The 21,337-nt window shown below is 72.6% G+C and carries 16 protein-coding genes; 10 read left to right on the top strand and 6 right to left on the bottom strand.

The genetic code is table 11. The features are described 5' to 3' along the window. Window positions 1-39: 39 nt before the first annotated feature. The 8 genes from O7613_RS07460 to O7613_RS07425 are packed head-to-tail and all read left to right on the top strand — an operon-like array spanning window position 40 to window position 8,409. On the top strand, window positions 40-1,077 hold the full coding sequence (locus O7613_RS07460) for an ABC transporter substrate-binding protein (protein ID WP_282292932.1): 1,038 nt from the start codon (window positions 40-42) through the stop codon (window positions 1,075-1,077). Between the two features lie 8 nt (window positions 1,078-1,085). Then, window positions 1,086-2,816, top strand: coding sequence for a CocE/NonD family hydrolase (locus O7613_RS07455; protein WP_282292931.1), 1,731 nt, complete (start codon window positions 1,086-1,088; stop codon window positions 2,814-2,816). A gap of 2 nt (window positions 2,817-2,818) precedes the next feature. Continuing rightward, window positions 2,819-3,784 carry an amidohydrolase family protein gene (locus O7613_RS07450; protein WP_281583501.1) on the top strand — a complete coding sequence of 322 codons (966 nt, stop codon included), beginning with the start codon at window positions 2,819-2,821 and terminating at the stop codon, window positions 3,782-3,784. A 12-nt stretch (window positions 3,785-3,796) separates the two neighbouring features. After that, a complete protein-coding gene (locus O7613_RS07445; RefSeq protein WP_282292930.1) occupies window positions 3,797-4,474 on the top strand; it encodes a cysteine hydrolase in 678 nt (225 codons plus the stop codon). Continuing rightward, a complete protein-coding gene (locus tag O7613_RS07440; RefSeq protein ID WP_281583503.1) occupies window positions 4,471-5,211 on the top strand; it encodes an SDR family oxidoreductase in 741 nt (246 codons plus the stop codon). Before O7613_RS07445 ends, O7613_RS07440 begins: the two co-directional genes overlap by 4 nt. After that, window positions 5,208-6,392: a M20 family metallopeptidase gene (locus O7613_RS07435; protein ID WP_281583504.1), complete on the top strand. Its 1,185-nt coding sequence runs from the start codon at window positions 5,208-5,210 to the stop codon at window positions 6,390-6,392. The genes O7613_RS07440 and O7613_RS07435 overlap by 4 nt, the downstream gene beginning before the upstream one ends. Then, entirely contained in the window at window positions 6,389-7,225 is an 837-nt protein-coding gene (locus tag O7613_RS07430) for an alpha/beta hydrolase (RefSeq protein WP_282292928.1), read from the top strand. The genes O7613_RS07435 and O7613_RS07430 overlap by 4 nt, the downstream gene beginning before the upstream one ends. After that, window positions 7,210-8,409 carry a membrane dipeptidase gene (locus tag O7613_RS07425; protein WP_282292927.1) on the top strand — a complete coding sequence of 400 codons (1,200 nt, stop codon included), beginning with the start codon at window positions 7,210-7,212 and terminating at the stop codon, window positions 8,407-8,409. Before O7613_RS07430 ends, O7613_RS07425 begins: the two co-directional genes overlap by 16 nt. A gap of 34 nt (window positions 8,410-8,443) precedes the next feature. On the opposite strand, the gene O7613_RS07420 is transcribed toward O7613_RS07425, so the two are convergent. After that, complete coding sequence (locus O7613_RS07420) at window positions 8,444-9,214, bottom strand: SDR family NAD(P)-dependent oxidoreductase (protein ID WP_282292926.1); 771 nt, start codon at window positions 9,212-9,214, stop codon at window positions 8,444-8,446. Window positions 9,215-9,359: 145 nt separating this feature from the next. Between O7613_RS07420 and O7613_RS07415 the strand changes: the two genes are divergently transcribed. Further along, window positions 9,360-10,151 carry a hypothetical protein gene (locus tag O7613_RS07415; protein WP_282292925.1) on the top strand — a complete coding sequence of 264 codons (792 nt, stop codon included), beginning with the start codon at window positions 9,360-9,362 and terminating at the stop codon, window positions 10,149-10,151. Between the two features lie 87 nt (window positions 10,152-10,238). Further along, entirely contained in the window at window positions 10,239-13,544 is a 3,306-nt protein-coding gene (locus O7613_RS07410; RefSeq protein WP_282292924.1) for a BTAD domain-containing putative transcriptional regulator, read from the top strand. An 18-nt stretch (window positions 13,545-13,562) separates the two neighbouring features. Here the strand turns inward: O7613_RS07410 and O7613_RS07405 are convergent, their stop codons facing one another. The 5 genes from O7613_RS07405 to O7613_RS07385 all read right to left on the bottom strand — a co-directional run bounded on the left by O7613_RS07405 (window position 13,563) and on the right by O7613_RS07385 (window position 21,328). Further along, entirely contained in the window at window positions 13,563-14,243 is a 681-nt protein-coding gene (locus O7613_RS07405) for a hemerythrin domain-containing protein (protein WP_282292923.1), read from the bottom strand. 144 nt (window positions 14,244-14,387) lie between these two features. Continuing rightward, on the bottom strand, window positions 14,388-16,568 hold the full coding sequence (locus tag O7613_RS07400) for a hypothetical protein (protein ID WP_282292922.1): 2,181 nt from the start codon (window positions 16,566-16,568) through the stop codon (window positions 14,388-14,390). 145 nt (window positions 16,569-16,713) lie between these two features. After that, complete coding sequence (locus O7613_RS07395) at window positions 16,714-18,213, bottom strand: phosphoesterase (RefSeq protein ID WP_282292921.1); 1,500 nt, start codon at window positions 18,211-18,213, stop codon at window positions 16,714-16,716. A 127-nt stretch (window positions 18,214-18,340) separates the two neighbouring features. Next, on the bottom strand, window positions 18,341-19,831 hold the full coding sequence (locus O7613_RS07390; RefSeq protein WP_282292919.1) for a family 43 glycosylhydrolase: 1,491 nt from the start codon (window positions 19,829-19,831) through the stop codon (window positions 18,341-18,343). Between the two features lie 42 nt (window positions 19,832-19,873). Continuing rightward, window positions 19,874-21,328, bottom strand: a complete 1,455-nt coding sequence (locus O7613_RS07385) for a family 43 glycosylhydrolase (protein ID WP_282292917.1) — start codon at window positions 21,326-21,328, stop codon at window positions 19,874-19,876. Window positions 21,329-21,337 lie beyond the last annotated feature (9 nt).

Raw genomic sequence — 21,337 nt, 5'->3', positions numbered from 1 at the left:
ATCCCGCACGCCCTAACCCTTGTGAAGAAGGGGCAGTACATGCGACCCATCCGCACCATCGCCGCCGTGACCGCGACCGTGCTCGCGCTGACTGGTCTCAGCGCCTGCGGCGGCGAGGACCCCGCATCCACCGGCTCCTCCGCCGGTGACCGCGTCAAGATCAAGCTCGGGCTGAGCGCCATCAACGCCTCGCACCTGTGGGTCGCGGTCGCTCGTGACCAGAAGCTGTTCGACCAGTTCGACATCGACTTCGAACCGGTGGTGTTCCAGGGCGGCGCGGCCCAGGTGCTGCCGTCGGTGCTGGGCGACTCCACCCAGTTCGGCATCGCCAGCGCCCAGCAGACCATGATCGCCTACCAGAAGGATCCGAGCCTGGTCATGGTCCTCAACCCGATGAACGGCAGCCCGCTGAGCGTCGTGGGCGGCAAGGGCATCACCTCGGTGAACGACCTCAAGGGCCGCACCATCAGCGTGAACTCGGCCGGTTCCAGCGAGGACTACCACTCGGCGACCGCGTTCCTCGAAGCCAACGGCATCGGTCTGGACGAGGTCAAGTTCGTCACCGGTGGGGCCACCAGCGCCCGGGTGAGCGCGCTCATCTCCGGCGCCGTGGACGTCGTGCTCTGCTCCCCGCCGGACGTGGACCGGCTCACCGCCACCGGCGCCACCGTCATCGGCAAGGCCAACAGCGTGCCGAAGCTGCAGAAGGCGGCGTCGTACGTGATCGTCGGCAAGCGGAGCTGGCTGGACGCCAACCAGGACGCGGCGACCCGGTTCGCCAAGGGCTACCGGGCCACCCAGGAGTTCATGCACGACCCCGCCAACAAGGACAAGGTCACGGCGGTGATCTCCAAGGAGCTGAAGGTGGACCAGGCCGCCGCGGAGAAGGTGTGGGACTACTGGATCAACGACTTCACCAAGGACGCCGACCGGTCCGGGGCCATCCACGAGGAGAACCTCGTCCAGACGCTGGAGAACGCCCAGGAAGACAAGAACAAGGATCTCACCGGGTTCAACGCGGCCGAGCTGCCCAAGCTCTACGACAACCAGTACGCCCAGGCATCGGCCGGAAAGTGAGGGACGGCATGGACACCGACAAGACCGTCCTGCGGGACGGCATGCGGATCAGCTTCGACGTGCCCATCGAGATGGACGACGGCCTGGTGCTCTACGCCGACGTGTTCGCGCCGGTGGACGAGGGCCGTTACCCGGTGCTGATGACCATGGGCCCGTACGCCAAGGGCCTGGCCTTCCAGGAGGGCTGGAAGTTCAACTGGGACAAGCTGGTCCGGGACTTCCCCGAGGTGGCCGAGGGGACCTCGAACGCGTACGCCAACTGGGAGACCGTCGACCCGGAGAAGTGGGTGCCGGACGGCTACGTCTGCGTCCGGGTGGACTCCCGTGGCGCCGGGCGCTCGGCGGGCGTGCTGGATCCGTGGTCGCCCCGGGAGACCCGGGACTACTACGACTGCATCGAGTGGGCCGGGGTGCAGCCCTGGTCGAACGGCAAGGTGGGGCTCAGCGGCATCTCCTACTACGCCATGAACCAGTGGCACGTCGCCGCGCTGCAACCGCCGCACCTGACCGCGATGCTCGTGCAGGAGGGCGCCGCCGACTTCTACCGCGAGTTCTGCCGGCACGGCGGCATCCTCAGCCGCTTCCTCGGCGGCTGGTTCCAGGGCCTGATCAAGCAGGTGCAGCACGGCCTCGGTGACAACGGCCCGGTCAGCCGGGTGACCGGCGAGCCGGTCGCCGGCCCGGAGACGCTCACCCCGGAGGAGTTGGCCCGCAACCGGGTCGACCCGTACGAGACGGCGGTCGAGCACCCGTTGCTCGACTCGTTCTCCACCGACCGCACCGCCGACCTGTCGAAGGTCGTCACGCCGTTCCTGTCCTGCGGCAACTGGGGCGGACAGGGCCTGCACCCGCGCGGCAACATCGAGGGCTACCTGGGCGCCGCCTCGACGCAGAAGTGGCTGGAGATGCACGGCGACACGCACTCGTCGGGCTTCTACACCGACTACGGGGTGGCCCTGCAGAAGCGGTTCTTCGGACACTTCCTCCAGGGCGCCGACACCGGATGGGAGAAGCAGCCACCGGTGGCGCTGCGCGTGCGCCACCCGGGTGAGGTGTTCGTCGACCGCGGCGAACAGGAGTGGCCGCTGGCCCGGACGCGGTGGACGAAGTTCTACCTGAACGCCGCGGACCGCACCTTGGGCGCCGACTTCACCCCCGGCGACGCGGTCAGCTACCGGACCACAGGCGACGGGGTCACCTTCCTGAGCGCGCCGCTGGCCGAGCAGACCGAGATCACCGGGCCGGTGGCGGCCAAGCTGTTCCTCTCCTCGGACACCACCGACGCCGACGTGTTCGCCTGCCTCCAGGTCTTCGACCCGGACGGCAACGAGATCACCTTCCAGGGCTCGAACGATCCGCGTACGCCGATCGGGCTGGGCTGGCTGCGCGCCTCGCACCGGAAGCTGGACCCGCAGCGCTCGTTGCCGTACCGGCCGTGGCACACGCACGACGAGGTCCAGCCGTTGACCCCCGGTGAGCCGGTCGAGCTGGACATCGAGATCTGGCCGACCTGCCTGGTGATCCCGCCCGGCTGCCGGATCGGTCTGCTGATCCGGGGACGCGACTACGACAACGGGGCCGAGGCCACCCCCGGCGCCCGCTACCCGTTGCGCGGCATCGGCCCCTTCCGCCACGACGACGAGCGGGACCGCCCGGCGGACGTCTTCGGCGGGACCAACGTCCTGCACTTCGCCGACGGGCAGGAGTCCTACCTGCTCCTCCCGGTCATCCCGCGGTAGCCGTGATCGTCGACCTGCACAGCCACTACCTCCCGCCGTCGGCGGTCGGGCCGGGCTCGCCGGTGTCGGCGGGCCCGGCCACGGAACAGACCGTGCTGAGCTTCGACGGTGCCGACTACCGGGTGCCGCAGGCGTTGTTGAACGCGGAGCAGCAGGTCACCGACGCGCAGCGGCAGGGGCTCGACCGTCGGGTCCTGCTCGTTCCCCCGTTCGCCGTCCGGTACGAACTCGCGCCACGTGCCGGCGTGGACTGGTCCCGCCGGCTCAACGACGGCATCGCCGCCGCCGTCCAGGCGTACCCCCGGCACCTGATCGGTTTCGCGGTGGTGCCCCTGCAGGCCGGCGGGGAGGCCGCCGCGGCGGAACTCGTCGCGGCCGTCCGGGGTCGGGGGATGTCCGGGGTCGAGGTGCTGACGAGTGTCGGCGGCGAGCCCATCGACGCGCCGGAACTGGAGCCGTTCTGGGCCGCCGCCGCCGAACTCGGCGTCCCGGTCTTCGTCCACCCGCACTTCGTCTCCGGCGCCGCCCGGATGTCCCGATTCCACCTGCGCAACCTGGTCGGCAATCCGACCGAGACCGCGCTCACCGGAGCGCAGTTGCTCTTCGGTGGGCTGCTCGACCGGCACCCCGGACTGACGGTCGTGCTCGCCCACGGTGGTGGCGCCCTGCCCCACCTGGTCGGTCGGCTCGAACACGGCCACCGGCACCGCGCCGAACTCGCCGACCTGCCGACCGGTCCGCGCGCCCAACTCCGTCGTTTCCACTACGACTCGGTGGTCTTCGACCCGACCGTGCTGCGTCACGTCGGGGAGATCGTCGGCTTCGACCGCCTCGTCGTCGGCAGCGACTATCCGTTCGACATGGCCGACGAGGACCCGGTCGGGTTCGTCGCCTCGGCGGACCTGCCCCGCACCGTCACCGAGTCCGTCCTGCACGCCGCTGCCCGGGTGCTGCCCGGCTTGACCTGAGAGGAGCCACACGTGGCACTACCGCCCGAGGTGGCCGACCGCATCACCGTGCGGGACACCGCGCTGCTCGTCATCGACATGCAACGGCGACACCTGGACGTGGACGGCGTGGGCTACCACACGCTGCCGCCGGAGAAGGCGCGCGAGGTCACGGCGCGCACCGGCGAGGCGCTGACGGTCGCCCGGGCCGCCGGCATGCCCGTGGTGCACGTGGCGACCTGGAAGAAGGCGGCCGGGCTGGACGCGCCGCGTCAGCACCGGAATCCGTTCATGGCCTGGCAGAACGGCAAGCCGATCGTCGGCGCGTCGTTCCTGCGGCAGGACGGCAAGTGCGTCGAGGGCAGCCCGTACGCCGAGTTCATGCCGGCCACCGAGCCGCTGCCGTCCGAGCCGGTGGTGGTCAAGCACCGCTACAGCGGTTTCTACGCCACCGAACTCGAACTCGTGCTGCGGGAACTCGGCGTCCGCACCCTCGTGGTGGCCGGCGTGAACACCAACAACTGCGTCCTGCACACCTCCTTCGACGCGCAGGCCCGGGACTTCGGTGTGGTGCTGCTCGCCGACTGCTGCGGCAGCATGAACGGCGACGAGCTGCACCGCATGGGGTTACGCCAGATCGAGACGTCGGTCGGGTGGTTGTCCACCGTGGATGAAATGGCCGGGCTCCTGACCGTGGCGGTGGCGTCGTGAGCGGCCGGCTCGCCGGCCGGACCGCGCTGATCACCGGCGCGGGGCGGGGCTTCGGCCGGGCCATCGCGGAGGCGTTCCTCGACGAGGGCGCCACCGTGGCGCTGCACCATCACCGCACCCCGGTGACGGACCTGACCGACAGGTTCCCCGACCGGGCCTCGGCGCTGCGGGCCGACCTCACCGACCCGGCGGCCACCCGGCAACTCGCCGCGGACGCGCTGGCCGCCCTCGGCTCGGTGGAGATCCTGGTCAACAACGCCGGGGTGATGGCGGTCGGCGCGTTCGCCGAGTCCACCGAGGAGCAGTGGGCCAGCGACATCGGCCTGAACATCTGGGCGCCGCTGCGCGTCACCCATGCCCTGCTGCCGTCGATGACCGCCCAGGGCCACGGCAAGATCATCAACATCTCGTCCCAGCTCGCCCTGAAGTCCTGGGACCGTGGCGCGGTCTACGCCGGCACCAAGGGCTTCCTGCTGAGCTGGACCAAGTCCCTGGCCGCGGAGGCCGGACCGCACGGCATCACGGTCAACGCGATCGGCCCCGGCTCCATCGTCACCGACATGAACAAGGACATCTTCCCCGATTCCGCGGCCGAACGGGCGAAGGCCGCCGAACTGCCACTGCGCCGGCTGGGCACGCCCGCCGACGTGGCCGGGGTGGCGGTGTTCCTGGCGTCGGCGGCCGGCGACTTCATGACCGGTCAGATGCTCGGCATCAACGGCGGGAGCCAGATGTGAACACCGATCTGCCAAGCCCCGCACGCGCGGCCGACGTCGACCTCGGCAAGGTCCGGCGGTGGCTGACGGAACACACCGACGACCTGCTGGCCGACCTGGCGGCGTACGTGTCGCTGGAGACGCCGAGCGACAGCAAACCGCACCTGGACGAGGCCCTGCGGTGGCTCACCGACCAGGTGACCGCGACGCTCGGCCCGCCGGAGTCGTCGACCCGGCACGACGGCGGCGCGCTCGGCGACACGCTCGTCGCCGACTTCCCCGGTCTCGGACCGCGACGGCTGCTGCTGCTCTGCCACTACGACACCGTGTGGAGCGCCGGCACGCTCGCCGACTGGCCCTACGCCCGGTCCGGGCCGACCGCCACCGGGCCGGGCATCTTCGACATGAAGGCCGGCCTCGTCCAGGGCCTCTGGGCGATCCGGGCGCTCGACGCGGTCGGACTGCCCCGGCCGCCGTTGCGGATCGTCCTCAACGGCGACGAAGAGCTGGGCAGCATCTTCTCCCGCCCGACGGTGGAGGCGTCCGCGGACGGGGTCGACGCCGCCCTGGTGCTGGAGCCGGGCGTGCACGGCGCGGTGAAGACCGCCCGCAAGGGCGTCGGCATCTTCCGGATCGAGGTGGACGGCGTGGAGGCGCACGCGGGCCTCGACCCCGAACGCGGGGTCAGCGCCATCGACGAGATGGCGCGCGTCGTCCTGCGACTGCGCGCGCTCGAGGACCTCGACCGGGGCACCAGCGTCAACATCGGCACCGTGACCGGCGGCTCCCGGACCAACGTGATCGCCGGGCGGGCCCGCGCGATGCTCGACGTCCGGGTGACCACACCCGAGGAGGCGACCCGCATCGAGACCGCGGTCGCCGCCCTGCGGCCGACGCACGAGAAGCTCGCCGTCCGGATCAGCGGCGGCTGGAACCGGCCGCCGATGCCCCGCACACCAGGCATCGCGGCGATGTACGACCTGGCCCGGGCGCTTGCCGCCGGCCACGGCGAGGACCTCGACGAGTGCGCGGCCGGCGGCGGCAGCGACGCCAACTTCCTGGCCGCGCTCGGCCTGCCCGTGCTGGACGGGATCGGCGCCGTCGGCGACGGCGCGCACGCGCGCGGCGAGCACATCCTGGTCGAGCCGACGATCGCCCGGACCGCGCTGGTGGCCGGCCTGATCTGTCTGTTCGCGCAATGACCGGTGCAACGCTACGCGGTGAGCTGGTGAGCATCCCCACCGACACCACCCCGCTCGACGGCCTCCTGTACGAACCGGAGGGCGGCGCCCACGCCGGGGCGGTGATCTTCTTCCACGGCAACACGATGAACTTCTACGTCGGGCCGCCCCGGTTCCTGCCACCCCGGCTGATCGCCATGGGGTTCGCCTGCCTGGCCTTCAACCGGCGCGCCCACGACGTGCTCAGCGTCCGCGGTGACAAGGAACGGATGGAGGGCGGCGCCTTCCAGACCACCGCCGAGGCGCTGGCCGACCACGCGACCGCCGCGGACTGGCTGGCCGGACGGGGCTACCCCGCGCCGGTGGTGATCGGGCACAGCAACGGCGGCATGATGGCCGCGCCGCACGTCGCCGAACGGCCGGACACACCCGCCCTCGTGCTGCTCTCCGCCGGGCGCGGCGGCCCGGCGCAGACCCAGCGGGACGGGTTGCTCGCCGGGTCACGGCTGCCCGAGATGCGCCGCCGGGCCGAGGAGATGGTGGCGGCCGGGCGCGGCGACGAGCTGATGCTGATGCCCGGCTGGTGGTACGTGATCACCGCGCGCAGCTTCCTCGACCGGATCACCACCGTGCCGGACCTGCTGGCGTACGCGCCGGCGATCACCTGCCCGACGCTCTACCTCCGCGGGGACACGGAACCCGAGGCGACGTTCCCCGGCACCCGGTTCCGGGACCTGGCCGCCGGGCCGTGCGAGTCGGTCGTGGTGCCCGGCTGCGACCACTTCTACAACGGACGCGAGGCCCAGGTGACCGCGATCGTCGCCGACTTCCTTCACCGATGGGTGTCACCATGACCTACGACGGCTACCAGGCGTTCTCCTTCCTGCGACCGGGTGTGGACTATCCACGGATCGACCTGGCCCCGACCTTCGGCCGGGTCCCCGCGTACGACCTCGGCCTCACCCCCGACCAGGCGGAACGCGCGGCCCGGCTGCTGCGCGAGAACATCGTGATCAGCCTGCACGAACACCCGCAGAACTTTCCCGCCGACATGGGCCGGCTCGGCGAGTACAACCGGGCCGGCCGCCAGTTCACCAGCTACGAGGGGCTGGCCGCGTCCGGGCTCACCGCGGTGTTCGACAACCTGATGGACGGCACCGGCTGCATCGTCAGCCACACCGGCTGGAGCTGGGAGGACACCGTCTACGACATCGGCATGCGCCGGGCCGACCTCGCCAAGCAGTCGTACGCCCACGTCGTGCAGGACCTGCGCGACATCGAACGGGCCCACCGGGACGGTACGGTCGGCATCGTCCTGTCGCTGGAGGCCGCCACCCCGATCGAGAACCAGGTCGACCGGATCGACATCCTCTACGGGCTGGGCATCCGGCAGATGGGAATCGCCTACTCGGAGGCAAACACGCTCGGTGGTGGCCTCAAGGAACGGCGCGACGGCGGGCTGACCGCGTTCGGCCGGCGCGCGGTGGAACGGATGAACCGCCTCGGCATCGCCATCGACGTCTCGCACTCCGGCGACCGCACCTGCCTGGACACCATCGCCGAGTCCTCGGCGCCCGTGCTGATCACCCACGCCGGCGCCCGCGCGGTGTGGCCGACGTCCCGGATGAAACCCGACGAGGTCCTGGTGGCCTGCGCCGAACGGGGCGGGTTGATCGGCATCGAGGCCGCGCCGCACACCACGATCTCCGCCGCCCACCCGCGGCACGACATCAACTCGGTGATGGACCACTTCCGCTACTGCGTCGACCTGATGGGCATCGACCACGTCACCTTCGGCCCGGACACCCTGTACGGCGATCACGTCGCGCTGCACCGGGAACTGGCCCGGTCGCCCGGGTTCACGGAACCGCCGCTCGTCGCGCCGTTCGAGCCGGTCGAGTACGTGGCCGGGGTGGAGAACCCGACCGAGGGCCTCGCCAACATCATCGGCTGGCTGGTCCGGGAGGGCTACGCCGACGCCGACATCACTGCCGTCACCGGCGGCAACGTGCTGCGGGTGCTCGACCAGACCTGGTGACCCGGCCGAGCCGCCGCGGGCCTCGGGGGGACCGTCACCCGGGCAACCCGACGCCGGTGAGCTCCGCGCACCGGACGAGCAGTTCGTCCCCCACCGGGTCGATCCGCCCGCGCTCCGGGCGCCAGTCGCGGTCACTCACGTAGTCTCCGCTGACCAGGGCGTCGGGCTCGGTGCCCACGGCGAGACGCACCTGGGCCCGCGCGGCGTCGTCGGGGCTCGTCGGCGCGGCGTCGCCACCCATCCGGGTGCGTACCCAGCCGGGGTCGACCGCGTTGCTCAGGACGTCGGGCCACCGCCGGGCCACGGCGAACGCGAGCGCCAGGTCCAGCAGCTTCGAGGTGGAGTACGCCTCGACCCCGTTCCACGGACGCGCGTCGTACCGCAGGTCGGTCAGGTCGGGCACGCCGTCGGCGGCCATCGCCGACGACACGAACACCAGCCGCCCGGGCCGGGGCGACAGGGCCGTCAACAGGTACGGCGCGAGCACGTTCACCTGGAACGTCGACTCCAGCCCGTCCCGGGTCAGCTCCCGGGCCGGGGCGTCCAGCCGGGCGATCCCGGCGTTGTGCACGACCGCGTCCAGCCGGCCGAACCCGGACAGCGACCGGGCGAGCGCGGTGGTCTCCTCGATCGAAGCCAGGTCGCCGACCACGATGGCCTCCGCCGCCGGAAGCGCCGCCTTGGCGACCGCCGCCCGCTCCTCGTTCCGGGCGTGCAGCACGACCCGGTGCCCCCGGGCGAGAAGTTGCGCCGCGGTCCACCGGCCGATGCCGTCCACCGAGCCGGTGACCAGAATGCTGCCCATGTCGTTCCCTCCGTCGTCGCGCGGCCCGCCCCGGCACCGCGTGGAATTCGATGGGAAAGCTCTCCCGCACAGCTTGGCGGCGGCTTAACGCGCCCACCGGCCACCCACCAAGTCGGACCCAAGTGGCGGCTGCTGTGCTGCGCCCATGAAGAAACTTCTCGCCGCCGGCCTGGCGCTCACCGTCAGCGCCGGCCTGGTCGCGGTCACCGCCGGAACCGCGCTCGCCCGCCCCTACTGCGACGTACCCAACCCACCGCCCGCCTGCGACGACAGCCCGACGGAGCCACCGCCGCCGCCGGTGGGCAGCGACAAGTACCCGATGGGCGCGCTGGAGTCGTGGGAGTACGTCGGCGGGGCGGTGCGGGTCAGCGGCTGGGCCAGCGACCCCAACGGCGGCCCGGTGCGGGTGACGGTGGGGACCGACGTGCCGCCCGCGGTGACCCGCCCGGCGGACCTGTGGCACGCCGGGCGGGGCGCCTACGTCGGCTTCTCCTTCACCGTGCCCAGTTCGGCGGTGGCCGGCACGCACCGGTTCTGCGTCACCGCGAACAACGTGCCCGACGGCAGCCAGCCGGTGCCCGAGGTCGCCCCGCTGTCCTGCCCGCAGTACACCGTCCAGCCGGTGCCGCCCGGTGACCTGACCCTGACCCCCGGCTACCACGCGGGCGAGCGCACCCTGGACGTCACCTTCACCGACAGCTCGGTCCGGGAGGACAACTACCGGATCGACCTGAGCTGGTTGCAGACCACACCGGGCGAGGACTATCCGACCACCGAGGTCGGCGCCACCTGGGCGATCGTCCCCGGCACATCGGACACCGGCCGGCGTACCTGGCACTTCACCGGCATGCCCCAGGCCTTCGTGCACGTGGTGGTGGTCGGGCACGAGGCCGGCCTGACGTCGGACGCGCTCACCGGGGGCGTCTCGACCCGCTGACCGGCGGCGGGCCGGAACCCGAGCGGACCGGCCGGGACCGTCGAACGTGGGATCTGCCGGGCCGGCCCGCCCGACTAGGGTCGCAGCGTGACGACGATCGGCGTGCTCGGTCCGGTGCGGGCCACCCGCGGCGGCGCCACGGTCAACCTCGGCGCGCCCCGGCAGCGGGCGGTGCTGGCCCGGCTCGTCGCCGGCGGCGGCCACGCGGTGTCGGTGGACCGGCTCGTCGAGGATCTCTGGTCGGGAGACCCACCGCCGCGCGCCCAGGCGGCCCTTCAGGTGTACGTGTCGAACCTGCGGCGGGCGCTGGAGCCGGACCGCCCGCGGCGCACCCCGGCCGGGGTCCTCGTCACCGCCGCCCCGGGCTACGCCCTGCGGCTGCCGACCTCGGCCGTGGACGCCTGGCGGTTCGAGGCGGCGCTGCGGGCGCTCACGCCGGACACCGAACGGCGACCCGCAGCCGCGATCGGTGCCCTGGACGCGGCGCTGGCCTGCTGGCAGGAGGGCACCCCGTACGCCGAGTTCGTCGGGGAGCCGTGGGCGGAGCGGGAGGGCGAGCGGCTGGCGCAGCTGTGGCTGAGCGCCGTGGAGCAGCGGGCGAAGGTCCTGCTCGACCTCGACCGGCCGGTCGAGGTCGTGCGCGACCTCGACCCGCACGTCCGCGAGTACCCGCTGCGGGAACGTGGCGCCATGCTGCTCGCGGTCGCGCTCTACCGACTCGGGCGGCAGGCCGACGCGCTCGACGTGCTGCGCGCCGTCCGCGCCACGTTGGCCGAGCAACTGGGCATCGACCCCAGCCGCGAGCTGCGGACCCTGGAGACGGATCTGCTGCGCCAGAGCCCGCGTCTGGAGGCCACCGCCCCCGCGCCGGCGGCCACGTCGCGACCCCTCGCCACCGCCACGACCCACCCGACGCACCCGTTGGGTCGCGAGTCGGAACTGGCCCGGCTCCGGGCCGCGGCCACCCGCGCCGCCGGATCCGGTCTCGGCATCTGCTGGATCGGCTCCGAGGCGGGCGCGGGGAAGTCGACGCTGGCACAGCAGCTCGCCGGCTCCCTCGCCGCCGACGGCTGGCAGCCGGTCGTCGGGAACTGCCCGCAGGTGGAAGGCGCACCGCCGGCCTGGGCCTGGCGCGAGGTGGTCACCGCCGCCCGCCGGTTCCTTCCCCCGGACGACGCGGAGGCGCACGGCCTGCGGCTGCTGCTGGACACCGACACGCCCGGCACCCCCGGCGGGTACGACGAGTTCCACCTCCGCCTGGCGCTGGCCGCCTACCTGGCCCGGCTGGCCACCCGGGCACCCCTGCTGCTGGTGATCGAGGACGTGCACCGCGCCGACGGGGAGACCCTGCGGATCCTCCGGCACCTCGCCGCCGCCCTCGCCGAGGCGCCCACCCTGATCGTGGCGACGTACCGGCCGGACGAGGTCACCGACGACCTGGTGGGGGCGCGGGCGGCGCTGGCGGGGGTGCCCGCGGTCGACCTCGAACTCGGCGGCCTGGGCCGGGACGCCGTCGCCGAGCTGCTGCGCCGCCACGGCGTGGACAGCGCCGATCCGGAACTGCCGCACACGGTGTGGACACGCTCGGCCGGTAATCCCCTGCTCACCATCGAGCTGGCCAAACTGGTCGCGGCCGAGGGGCCGGCGGCGGCGCTCGACGGCGTTCCCGCCGGCCTCGGCCACGTGCTGGCCCGCCGGTTGGCGCGACTGCCGGCCGGCGCCCGTACCGTGCTGCGGCACGCGGCGGTCTGCGGCACGGAGGCCGACGTCGACATCCTGCTCGCCATCGAGGGTGGCCCGGAGGAGCCGATCCTCGACGGGCTGGAAGCCGGCGTGACCGCGGGTCTGCTCGTCGAACCCGCACCGGGGCGGGTGCGGTTCGCCCACGCGCTGATGCGCGACGCGCTCTACCACAGCGTTCCCCTGCTGCGCCGCACCCGGATCCACAGCCGCGTCCTCGCCGTGCTGCGCGAGCAGCGCGCCGACGACGTGGCGGCGCTGGGGCGGCACGCGCTCGCGGCCCTCACCCGGTCCACCGCCGCGGAGGCGGTCGTCCACCTCACCGCGGCGGCCCGCCGCGCCGGTGACCTCGGCGCGCCACGGGAGGCCGCCGCGCTCTGGGCCGGCGCGCTGCGCGCCGTCGACCTGGCGCCGGCCACCGCCGTCCGGACCCGGCTGGACCTGCACCGGGACCTGGCCGCCGCCAGCGCGCTCGCCGGGGACGTGCTGACCGCCCGCGCCGCCCGGGCGCAGGCGCTGCGGCTGGCCGCCGACCTCGGCGACCCGGCGGCCGTGCAGGCCGCGCTGACCTGCATCGACGCCCCGGTCACCTGGACCATCCGGCCCGACCGGGTGGTCGACGAGCCGCTGGTGCGGTTGCTGGAGCGGGAGCTGGCCCGGGTCGGCCCGGACCGTCCGACGCTGCGCTCGCAACTGCTGAGCACGCTCGCGTTCGAGATCGAGGGCGCCGACCTGGGGCGCGCCGACGAGGTCACCCGGGAGGCGCTCACGCTGGCCCGCCGCCAGGACGACGCGGGCGTGCTGTGCCGCGCGCTCAACGCCCGCTACTTCGTCACCGTCGCGCCGGCGCACCGCGCCGAACTGCCCGCGGTGGGCCGGGAGCTGCTCGCGACGGCCGACGCGGCGGGGCTGACCGCGTACCGCTGCCAGGCCCACCACATCCTCTACCAGGCGGCGCTCGCCGACGTCGACTTCGACCGGGCCGGCCACCACGTCGACCGCGCCGTGGCGGAGGCGACCACCGGGCAGCTCGGCCTGATCCTCGCCGTCATGGGCTGGTTCACCGGCCTGCGCGCCCTGTTCCGGGGCGACCTGGACGAGGCGTCCCGGCGCTACGCGGAGGTGAGCGACCGGATGAGCCGCGTCGGCGGCCCGAACGCGGCGGCGATGGGGCTGATGGGTCGCTTCACCGTGCTGAGCGTGGCCGGACGCGGACACGAGGTGGTCGACGAGCTCCGGCAGGTGCACGCGCGGGTGCCGGACGACGCCCACGACGTGCTGGCCCACGCGCTGCTCTCCGCCGGTGACCACGACGCGGCCCGGGCGGTGTGGCGGCCGGACGCGCCGGTGCGCCCGGACTACCTGTGGCTCTACTGGATGACCCTGCGCGGTCAGGTCGCGGCCCGGCTCGGCGACCGCCCGGCCGCCCGGCGCTGCTACCGGGAGCTGACGCCGTGGGCCGGGCGCTTCGCCGGGCTGGAGTGCGGGTCGATCTCGCTCGGCCCGGTGGACCAGACCCTCGCCGAACTCGCCGCCGCGCTCGGCGAACCGGCGACCGCCGCCGCGCACCGGGACGCCGGGCTGCGGCTGGCCCGCGCCGTCGACGCGGTGCCGTGGCGCGACGACTCGGCCTACGTGGCGGTGCCGGCCTGAGCCGGTCCACCGGCCCGCTCACCCGCCGAAGACCCGCGCCTCCCGGCGACGGAAGCCCGGTCGCAACGCCGCGAGCGTCAGCCGCAGCACCGGTCCCGCCGTCCGCTTCAGCTCGGCCAACTCGTCCGGCTGCGCGTACCGCTCGATCCGGGGCAGTTCGAAACGCAGCGCGCCGCCCTTGCGGACCGCCCGCTCCACCGAGTCCCAGTCGGCCACGCTGACGTACCGCCGGATCACCGGGAAGACCAGTCGCTCCTCCTCCTCGATGTGCTCGTCCAGCAGGTCACGCAGGTGGGCCAGGACCGTGGCGAGGCGACCCGCGGCGACCCGCACCCGCGCACTCCCCGCGTCGCCGGAGGCGAACACGGCGGCCAGGTCGTCCACGGCCGCGCGCGCCTCGTCGAGCACCGGATCCAGTGACGCGTGGTCGTCGCTGAGCTCCCGCAGGTCGATCTCGTCCGCGGCGGAGCGCTCCAACACCGGCCAGAGGACCTCGTCCTCCATCCGGTGGTGATGGTGGATGCCGTCACAGAGCAGCCGGACGTACGTCCGCAGGGCCCCGGCCCGGCGGCGGTCGTACCCGATCTGGCCGGTGGCCACGCGGTCCGCCAGCTCGGCCAGCCGTCGGGTGTCGGCCCGCATGGTGCGGTGGTTGATCCGGAAGCCGACGAGGTTCGGCCCGGTCTCGGATCCGGTCATGCTCATGTTCTCCTCCGGCCGCCTCGGTGGGCGGCCCACTCGGTGCGATGTCGTGCCCCGAGTCTGCGGCCCCACACATGGCGCCCACTTGGCGTCGACTTGGTCGCGCCCCCGCCACCGTTCTCACGGCCGTCACGCCCGATCTCACCCACGGTTCATCCGGTCCAGGAGGAACCGGACAGCGTCCTGGTATTCGGGTTGGGTGTGGTAGGGCCAGTGGCGTTCGACCGGGGGTGGGACGGTGTCCGCGGGCGCCACGGTGACGCTTGGCGGATCGCGCAGGCGCACGTCGACCGTGGCGGCCACCGGCGGCACGTCGGGCGCGACGTCGGGATGGTCGAAGATCGACGCGCCGATCGGGTCGGTGTCGCGCCAGAGATTGCGCCACCGCCAGTCGATCCGCTCACCGAGATCGCACAGCACCCGTTCACCGAGGAAGGCGGGGTACAGGCGGGCGTACACGCGATACAGGGGGCTGCCGTGCGTCAGCAGCGCGACCCGGGGCAGAGCCTCGGGCGGCAGTTGCAGGACGGTGGCGGCGGCCAGCACGGAGCCGTGGCTGTGCCCCGAGATCACCACGGGCCCCCGGGCGGCGAGCGCGCACACCCGTCGGGTCAACTCGGGCACGGCGCGGGCGGCATAGCAGGGCGGCGCGAACGGGTGCACCGTGCGCGGCCAGAACGTGCCCAGGTCCCACAGCACACCGACGAGCCGGCGGGTCTCCGGCGACCGGTACGCCCGGTAGCCCAGGACCAGCAGTCCGACGACGAGGAGGCTGATGATCCAGATACCGATGTCGGTGACGTACGCGGTGAGCACGGCGAGGGCGTCGTGCCGCCGGTTGAGGCGTGCGGCGAGCTGGGTCGGTCCGATCCCGACGAGGTCGAGCGCGACCGTGGCGAGGCCGAGCGAGGACACCACGAAGAACGCGACGAGCGTCGGCCCGAGTTCCTCGGTGACGAAGGAGCTGGCGATCGTCTCGCGGACCGCGTGCAGCCGAGGGGCCGCCGAGGCGGGCACGTCCGGATAGTCCCGCTCGACCACGCGCCGCGCGTACGCCCGTCGTCGGCGTCGGGCGGCAGGCAGGGTGACGGCGACCGCGGCGGTGACGACAAGCAACGCGGCGAGCCCGGCGAGCGCGGCCCACCAGTACGCCACCGGCGGCTCCAGCGGGCCCAGCGCAGGCGGGCTGGGCCGGATCGGATCAGGAATGCGGCCCCGGTCGAGTTGGTCCGCGGTTCGGAACACCAGCGTGGTGGTGTAAGCGGACGCGACGGTCACCGACATCGCCGCCACCAGCGGTGTGCCGAGTCCGCGGAGCAGGGCGTGCGCGCCGGCCGGCCGGGTGCGCTGCCGGACGAGGGTCACGGCGGCGATCAGGACCAGCAGCAGCCCCTGCGCCGCGAACAGGCCGGCGACGGCCCCCTCGTACCCGGGCATCTGCCCGACCCCCACGGCAACCTCCCGCAGGGAGGCGGCATATCCCAGGCTGGACACGGTGGCCACCGCGACGAGGATCCACAGCAGGCGTCGCAACGGTCCGGCCCACCCCGTGGGGACCGTCGCCAGCAGCAGCGCGGCGCAGAACGCCACGAGTCCGGCGGCGAGGCCGAGAAGTCCGACGGCGACGCCGTTCCACCGGCCGTGCGACACCGCGACGACCAGGGCCACGTCGACCGTGCCGGCGCCCAGGCCGACGTGGATCTGCCGCAGCCATGACGTCATCCGCTCGTCGTGCCAGATGCCGGGCGCGGCGAGGCTCGCGGTCGACTCCAGGAACCGCTCGCGCGCCGGCTCCGTACCGAAGCCCTCGAAGGCGCGGGCCGATCGCGACCCGACGGCCCAGAACACACGCAACGCCAGCAGCGGCACCAACGCGAGCACCGCCAGGCGCGGCCCCATCGGCAACGCGACGAGCCACGACAGGTACGGCCGCCCGTCCCGACACTCCACGTGGGGAACGCACTGCCAGCCGGGCAGATTCATCGTGACCCCGACCAACGCCAGCGTGATCGCCACGGTCAGCGAGCCGGCGAGCAGGCGGCACAGCCCGCCGAGCAGACCGAACCGGTCCGCCAGCGTGGGACGGAGCCAGACCGCGAGGTTGCCCAGCATGAACGGCAACAACAGCAGCATCGACGCCGTCCGCACCGCCACCCCGGCGGTCAGGGCCCCCCACCGGTACGCCTCCACCACGACCCCGGCGGTGGCGCCGCCCGCCGAGCCGAGCCCTTCCCGGACCCGGTAGAAGCCGGCGTGCCGGTCCCCCGCCACCCGCACCACGATCGGATGGTCGACGATCGCCTCCGCCGAGGCGCCTGACACTCCGTGAACACGCAGCTCAACCGCCTTGTCACCGCGCGCCACCACCACGATGACAGCCTCACAAAGACCTCCGCTGTCCCGCTGGCAAAATGCCGGAAACAGCGTCACGCCGTGGCCAGGCCACGCACGGAGTCGCCCGGCGCGGTCAGCGGACGTGGACGAAGACCGGGTTCGAGTAGAACCACAGGTCCTCCCACGGGCTCTCCAGCCCGTCGGCGAGCGGCTCGGCCTCGTCGGTGCTGGTGCCGCGTACCCGGGCGTAGAGGTCGCCGTCCACGTCGCGCAGGGTGTGGCGGATGACGTGGTCGGCGCCCTGCCGGCGCCAGTCCCGCGGGCCGAACCGGGCGACGACCCTGGTGCTGGGATTGGTGTCGGCGTCCGGGTCGGGGTTCGGGCCGGTGATCCGGCCGACGATCAGGTCGACGCGGCGGACCTCCGGGCGGTCGCCGTTGGCGTTGCGGCCGTGCAGCGGCCGGAACCGGATCTCGATCTCGACGTCGCGACGCTGGCGGCGACTCACCGTGATGGTCTGTCCGGTCTCGGCCGTGCGGCCCTGGGACCTGGCGGTGAGGTCGAGACTGGTGATCAGGTCACCGGTGGTGACCCAGATCCGCCCGTTGCGCAGGCCGTCCATGATGTCGCCGTAGTCCTGCCGGGCCAGCACGTAGGTCTTGCTGTACTCGCCGGGCCAGAAGTCCGAGCCGCCGCGGGTCCAGTGCACGTGCGAGTCGGAGGTCGCGGTGATCCACCAGCGGCGTCCCTCGCCGAGCAGGGAGTCCCACAGCCCACCGACGCGGGCGGTCATCTGGTCGAAGCCGCCGTAGGTCGGATGGTTGCCGTAGCCGCCACGGCTGCCGCCGTTGAGCGGGCTGGCCTGGTGCCCGGGGGCGCCCTCGAAACCGACGTACACCTCCGGGGCGACGTTGTGGCCGTTGCGGAACTCCCGCGGCGTGTCCTGGCCGTAGACGCCGAGCCCGGTGGCCGACCGGGAGGCGTGGTGGGCGATCACCAGCGGCTTGAGCGGCATGCCGCGGGCCACCTTGAGGAACTCGATCATCTTGGCCTCGGTGTCGCTGCCCGGGTCGGCCGGGAACGGGTCCCGTTTGGCGAAGCGGCTCTCCAGCTCGAAGAGCATCTTCGCCTCGTCGTCGTGGCGCGGGATCATCAGCGTGTGGTGGTCCAGCGCCGGCGCGTCGAACTCCATGCCCCAGAACTGCAACACCTCCGGCACCAGCCGGCGGGAGCGCAGCAGATCGGGGTACGCCTGCTCGAGGTTGACCTTCGAGTGGGTGGGACCGCCGTGGTCGGTGCACATCGCCCAGGTCAGGCCGAAGTTCTTCGCCATGATCGCGTTGGTGACGATCGGGTACACCGCGTCGGCGCCCTTGTGGAACGTCGGCGGGTTCGTCGAGGTGTCGAACTCGCCGCTGTACTCGGAGTGGACGTGGTGGTCACCGGCCCGCCACGCCCGCTTCTGGTGCCCACCCCGCGCAGCCTCTCCGCTCCTGTTCTCCCGGGCCGCCGCCGGCTCGCCGCCGACGAGTGGGCCGGCGGCGGCGAGCGTCGCGCCGACACCGGCGTACTTGACCAACTGCCGGCGGGACACCTGCGGTCGGTCGGCGTTGTCCATGTCTTTGTCCGTCACGAGCACTCCTCGGTTGCGCGTCTCTCACGTCCTGCGCTGAGCCTTGAGGAGCCGTCTGAACTGCGGTTGCATGATCGGCAGGCGACAGATGAACAGCGGACCGAGAAGCGCGGATCCGGCGCGGTCACTACTCGAGGTGGAAGGTGGCGGAGGCGCGGTCGGCGGTCGAGGTGACCGTCTCCACGTAGAGCAGGCCGTCGCGGTGGCGGACGTACCGTCCGGGGTAGTTCTGCGACTCCAGGGAGATTCCGGCGCTGTCGGCCAGGCCGCTCCGCCGGTGGAAACTCGCGTCGCCGTCGAACAGGGTCGACCCGTCGTCGCGTTCGACGTAGAGGGCGAAGCCGCGGTGGCGCAGGAAGTAGCCGGGGAAGTTGGTCGACTCCCACGACACCGTCCCGCCGCCGGCGAGACCGGGGACGATGCGGAACTGCGAGTCGGCCAGGTTCGTCACGTTCGGCTCGATCCGGGCGCGATAGTCGTAGTGGCGGACGTAGCTGTCGGTCAGGTCGTGTGCCCGCAGCCGGACCGGCGTGACCCCGTCGGCCACCGGGATGCCGAAGTTCGGGGTGCCGTCGGCGTTCCAGTAGAGCTTCTGGATCCGGGTCCGGCGGTTCGGGTCGTTGAGCGGGTCACCGGTGATGTCCCGGTAGTTGCGGTCGTGGTAGACCAGGATGTCGCTCTGCCCGTCCTCGGACACGGTGAAGGAGTTGTGCCCGGGGCCGTACTGGCCGGTGGCCGCGTTGCTGGCGAACACCGGGGTCGGGCTCTTGCGCCAGGCGGCGGCGTCGAGCAGGTTCGCGCCGGCGGACGCGCTCAGCAGGCCGAGGCAGTAGTTGGCGTCGGTGGCGCTGGCCGAGTAGGTGAGGAACACCCGGCCGTCGTGCTGGATCACCGTCGGGCCCTCGGCCACCCGGTAACCGCGGGTCTCCCAGTCGTACGTCGGCACCACCAGCCGGGTGACCGGGCCGGTGATCTGCCACGGGTTGGCGCCCATCCGGGCGAGGTAGACGTTGGAGTTGGTGGTGATGCCGGGCTCCTGCTGGGCCCAGGTCAGATACCGCACCCCGCCGACCACGAACGTGGAGGCGTCCAGGCTGAACGTGTCCCACGGCGTGGTGATCCGGCCGCGTTCGGTCCACGAGCCGGACATCGGGTTCGCGCTTCCGTTCTCCAGCACGTACATCCGGATCCGCCACACGTCGTCGGTCCGCCCGGCGGCGAAGTAGACGTACCACCTGTTGTTGATGAAGTGGATCTCCGGGGCCCAGATGTGGGCGCCCATCTCCCCGCTGGTGTGGCGTTGCCAGATCGTCGTCTCCGCGGCGGTGGCCAGCCCTTGCAGGGTGGTGGCCCGCCGGAGCACGATCCGGTCGTACTGCGGCACCGTCGCGGTCATGTAGTAGTAGCCGTCGGTGTGCCGGACGATGTGTGGATCGGCCCGCTGGTTGACGAGCGGGTTGGTGTAGTTCACCGCGGGCGCGGCCTGCGCGGGCCCGCCCACCGGCAGACCGGCGGACACGGCGAGCACGGCGAGCACCGCCGCCAGGATCGGCCGCGAACGCCGGCGGGCCGGGGCGTCGGCGACCGCCGCCGTTTGGAGAAGGTGTCGGAGCCGCATGGGCCCTCCAAGGGGGACGGGACGTCGGGCGGGACAGCCGGATCAGGAGACGTAGGGCCAGGCGTCGGCGTCGTAGCGGAGGCGGTTGACGCCGAGCAGCGACGTGCCGTTGTCGGCGTAGTAGTGGTAGAAGAGAAGGTCGCCGTCGGTGTCGGCGAGGACCGCCTGGTGGCCGGGTCCGTGCACGCTGCCGTGCGAGGCCAGGATCTGGGTGCCGCCGCCAGAGAGCATGTCCCGGCCGGTGCGGTCGACGAACGGCCCGGTCGGGCTCGCCGAACGACCGACCATCACCCGGTAGGTGCTGGCGGCGCCCTGGCAGCACCTGTCGAACGAGACGTACAGGTAGTACCACGAGCCGCGCTTGACCAGGACTGGCGCCTCGATGCCGGGGCCGTAGGCGGCGAGGCTGTGCATGGCGTTGCCGAGCCGGCGTCCGGTCGACGGGTCGATCTGGATCATCTTGATGCCGGACCAGAACGAGCCGAAGGTGAGCCACCAGCGGCCCTGGTCGTCCACGAACAGATTCGGGTCGATGGCGTTGAAGGTGTCCGAGGTCCGCGATTCGATGACCAGTCCCTCGTTGGTCCAACTCCCGGAGGCGCCGGTGGCGCTGGTGGCCAGGAAGATCGCCGAGCGGTTGGAGCCGAAGGTCGACGCCGAGTAGTACAGGTGGTAGCGCCCGTTGCGGTAGGACAGGTCCGGCGCCCACAGGTTGCGCGCGCCACCGGTATAGGTCGTGGTCCACGGCGCGCCGCCGGGGAAGACGGTGCCCGCGTTGCGGTAGGTGACCCGGTCGGTGGAGGTCTTCAACGCGATGTTGTCACCGGTGTGCGCGACGAGGTAGGTGCCGTCGGGTCGTTTCACCACCGTCGGATCGTGGACGCCGACGTCCCCGGAGACCGTCATCGGCTGCGGGTAGGCCGGTGGCGGGGTGCTCGGCGTCCCGCCGCCGAGACGGATGAGCTGCCACTGCTGGTTGGCGCCGTCGAGATCGGAGTAGCCGGCCAACCGGCCGCCGTCGGCCGTCGACCACTCCCACACGTCGATGACCTTGTTCCACTGCCGGTTCACGAACCGCACGAACCCACCGGCGGAGTCCTGCAACCGGAACTGCTGGGTCGCCGACGACCTGTCGGTGGACTGCACCAGTTGGGTGCCGTCGTTGCCGTTCGGCAGCTCCAGCACCTTCCCGCTGTGCCGCGACCGCACCTTGTAGAACCCGCCACCGGCGTCGACGAACTGCCACTGCTGCACCGCGAGGTCGTTACGTGTCCACTGGTTGACCGGCGCGTTCTCCGCCGTGGACCAGTCGTAGAGATCCATCGCCTTGCCGCTGTGCCGGTTCACGAACACGTACGACGCCGACGTGTCCACGGTCGCCGCCGAGGCGGACGGCACCCCGTACGCCACCCCCGCGCCCAGCAGGAGGCCCACGGCGCCCAGCACCGCCACGACCCGCCGACCCCGCGACCGCGACGCCCGATCCGCTCCTGCCATGGAAACCTC

Source organism: Micromonospora sp. WMMD975 (assembly GCF_029581215.1).
Lineage (GTDB): Bacteria > Actinomycetota > Actinomycetes > Mycobacteriales > Micromonosporaceae > Micromonospora.
The sequence above is the reverse complement of the archived record's forward strand: the minus strand, read 5'-3'. Positions and strand labels throughout refer to the sequence as shown.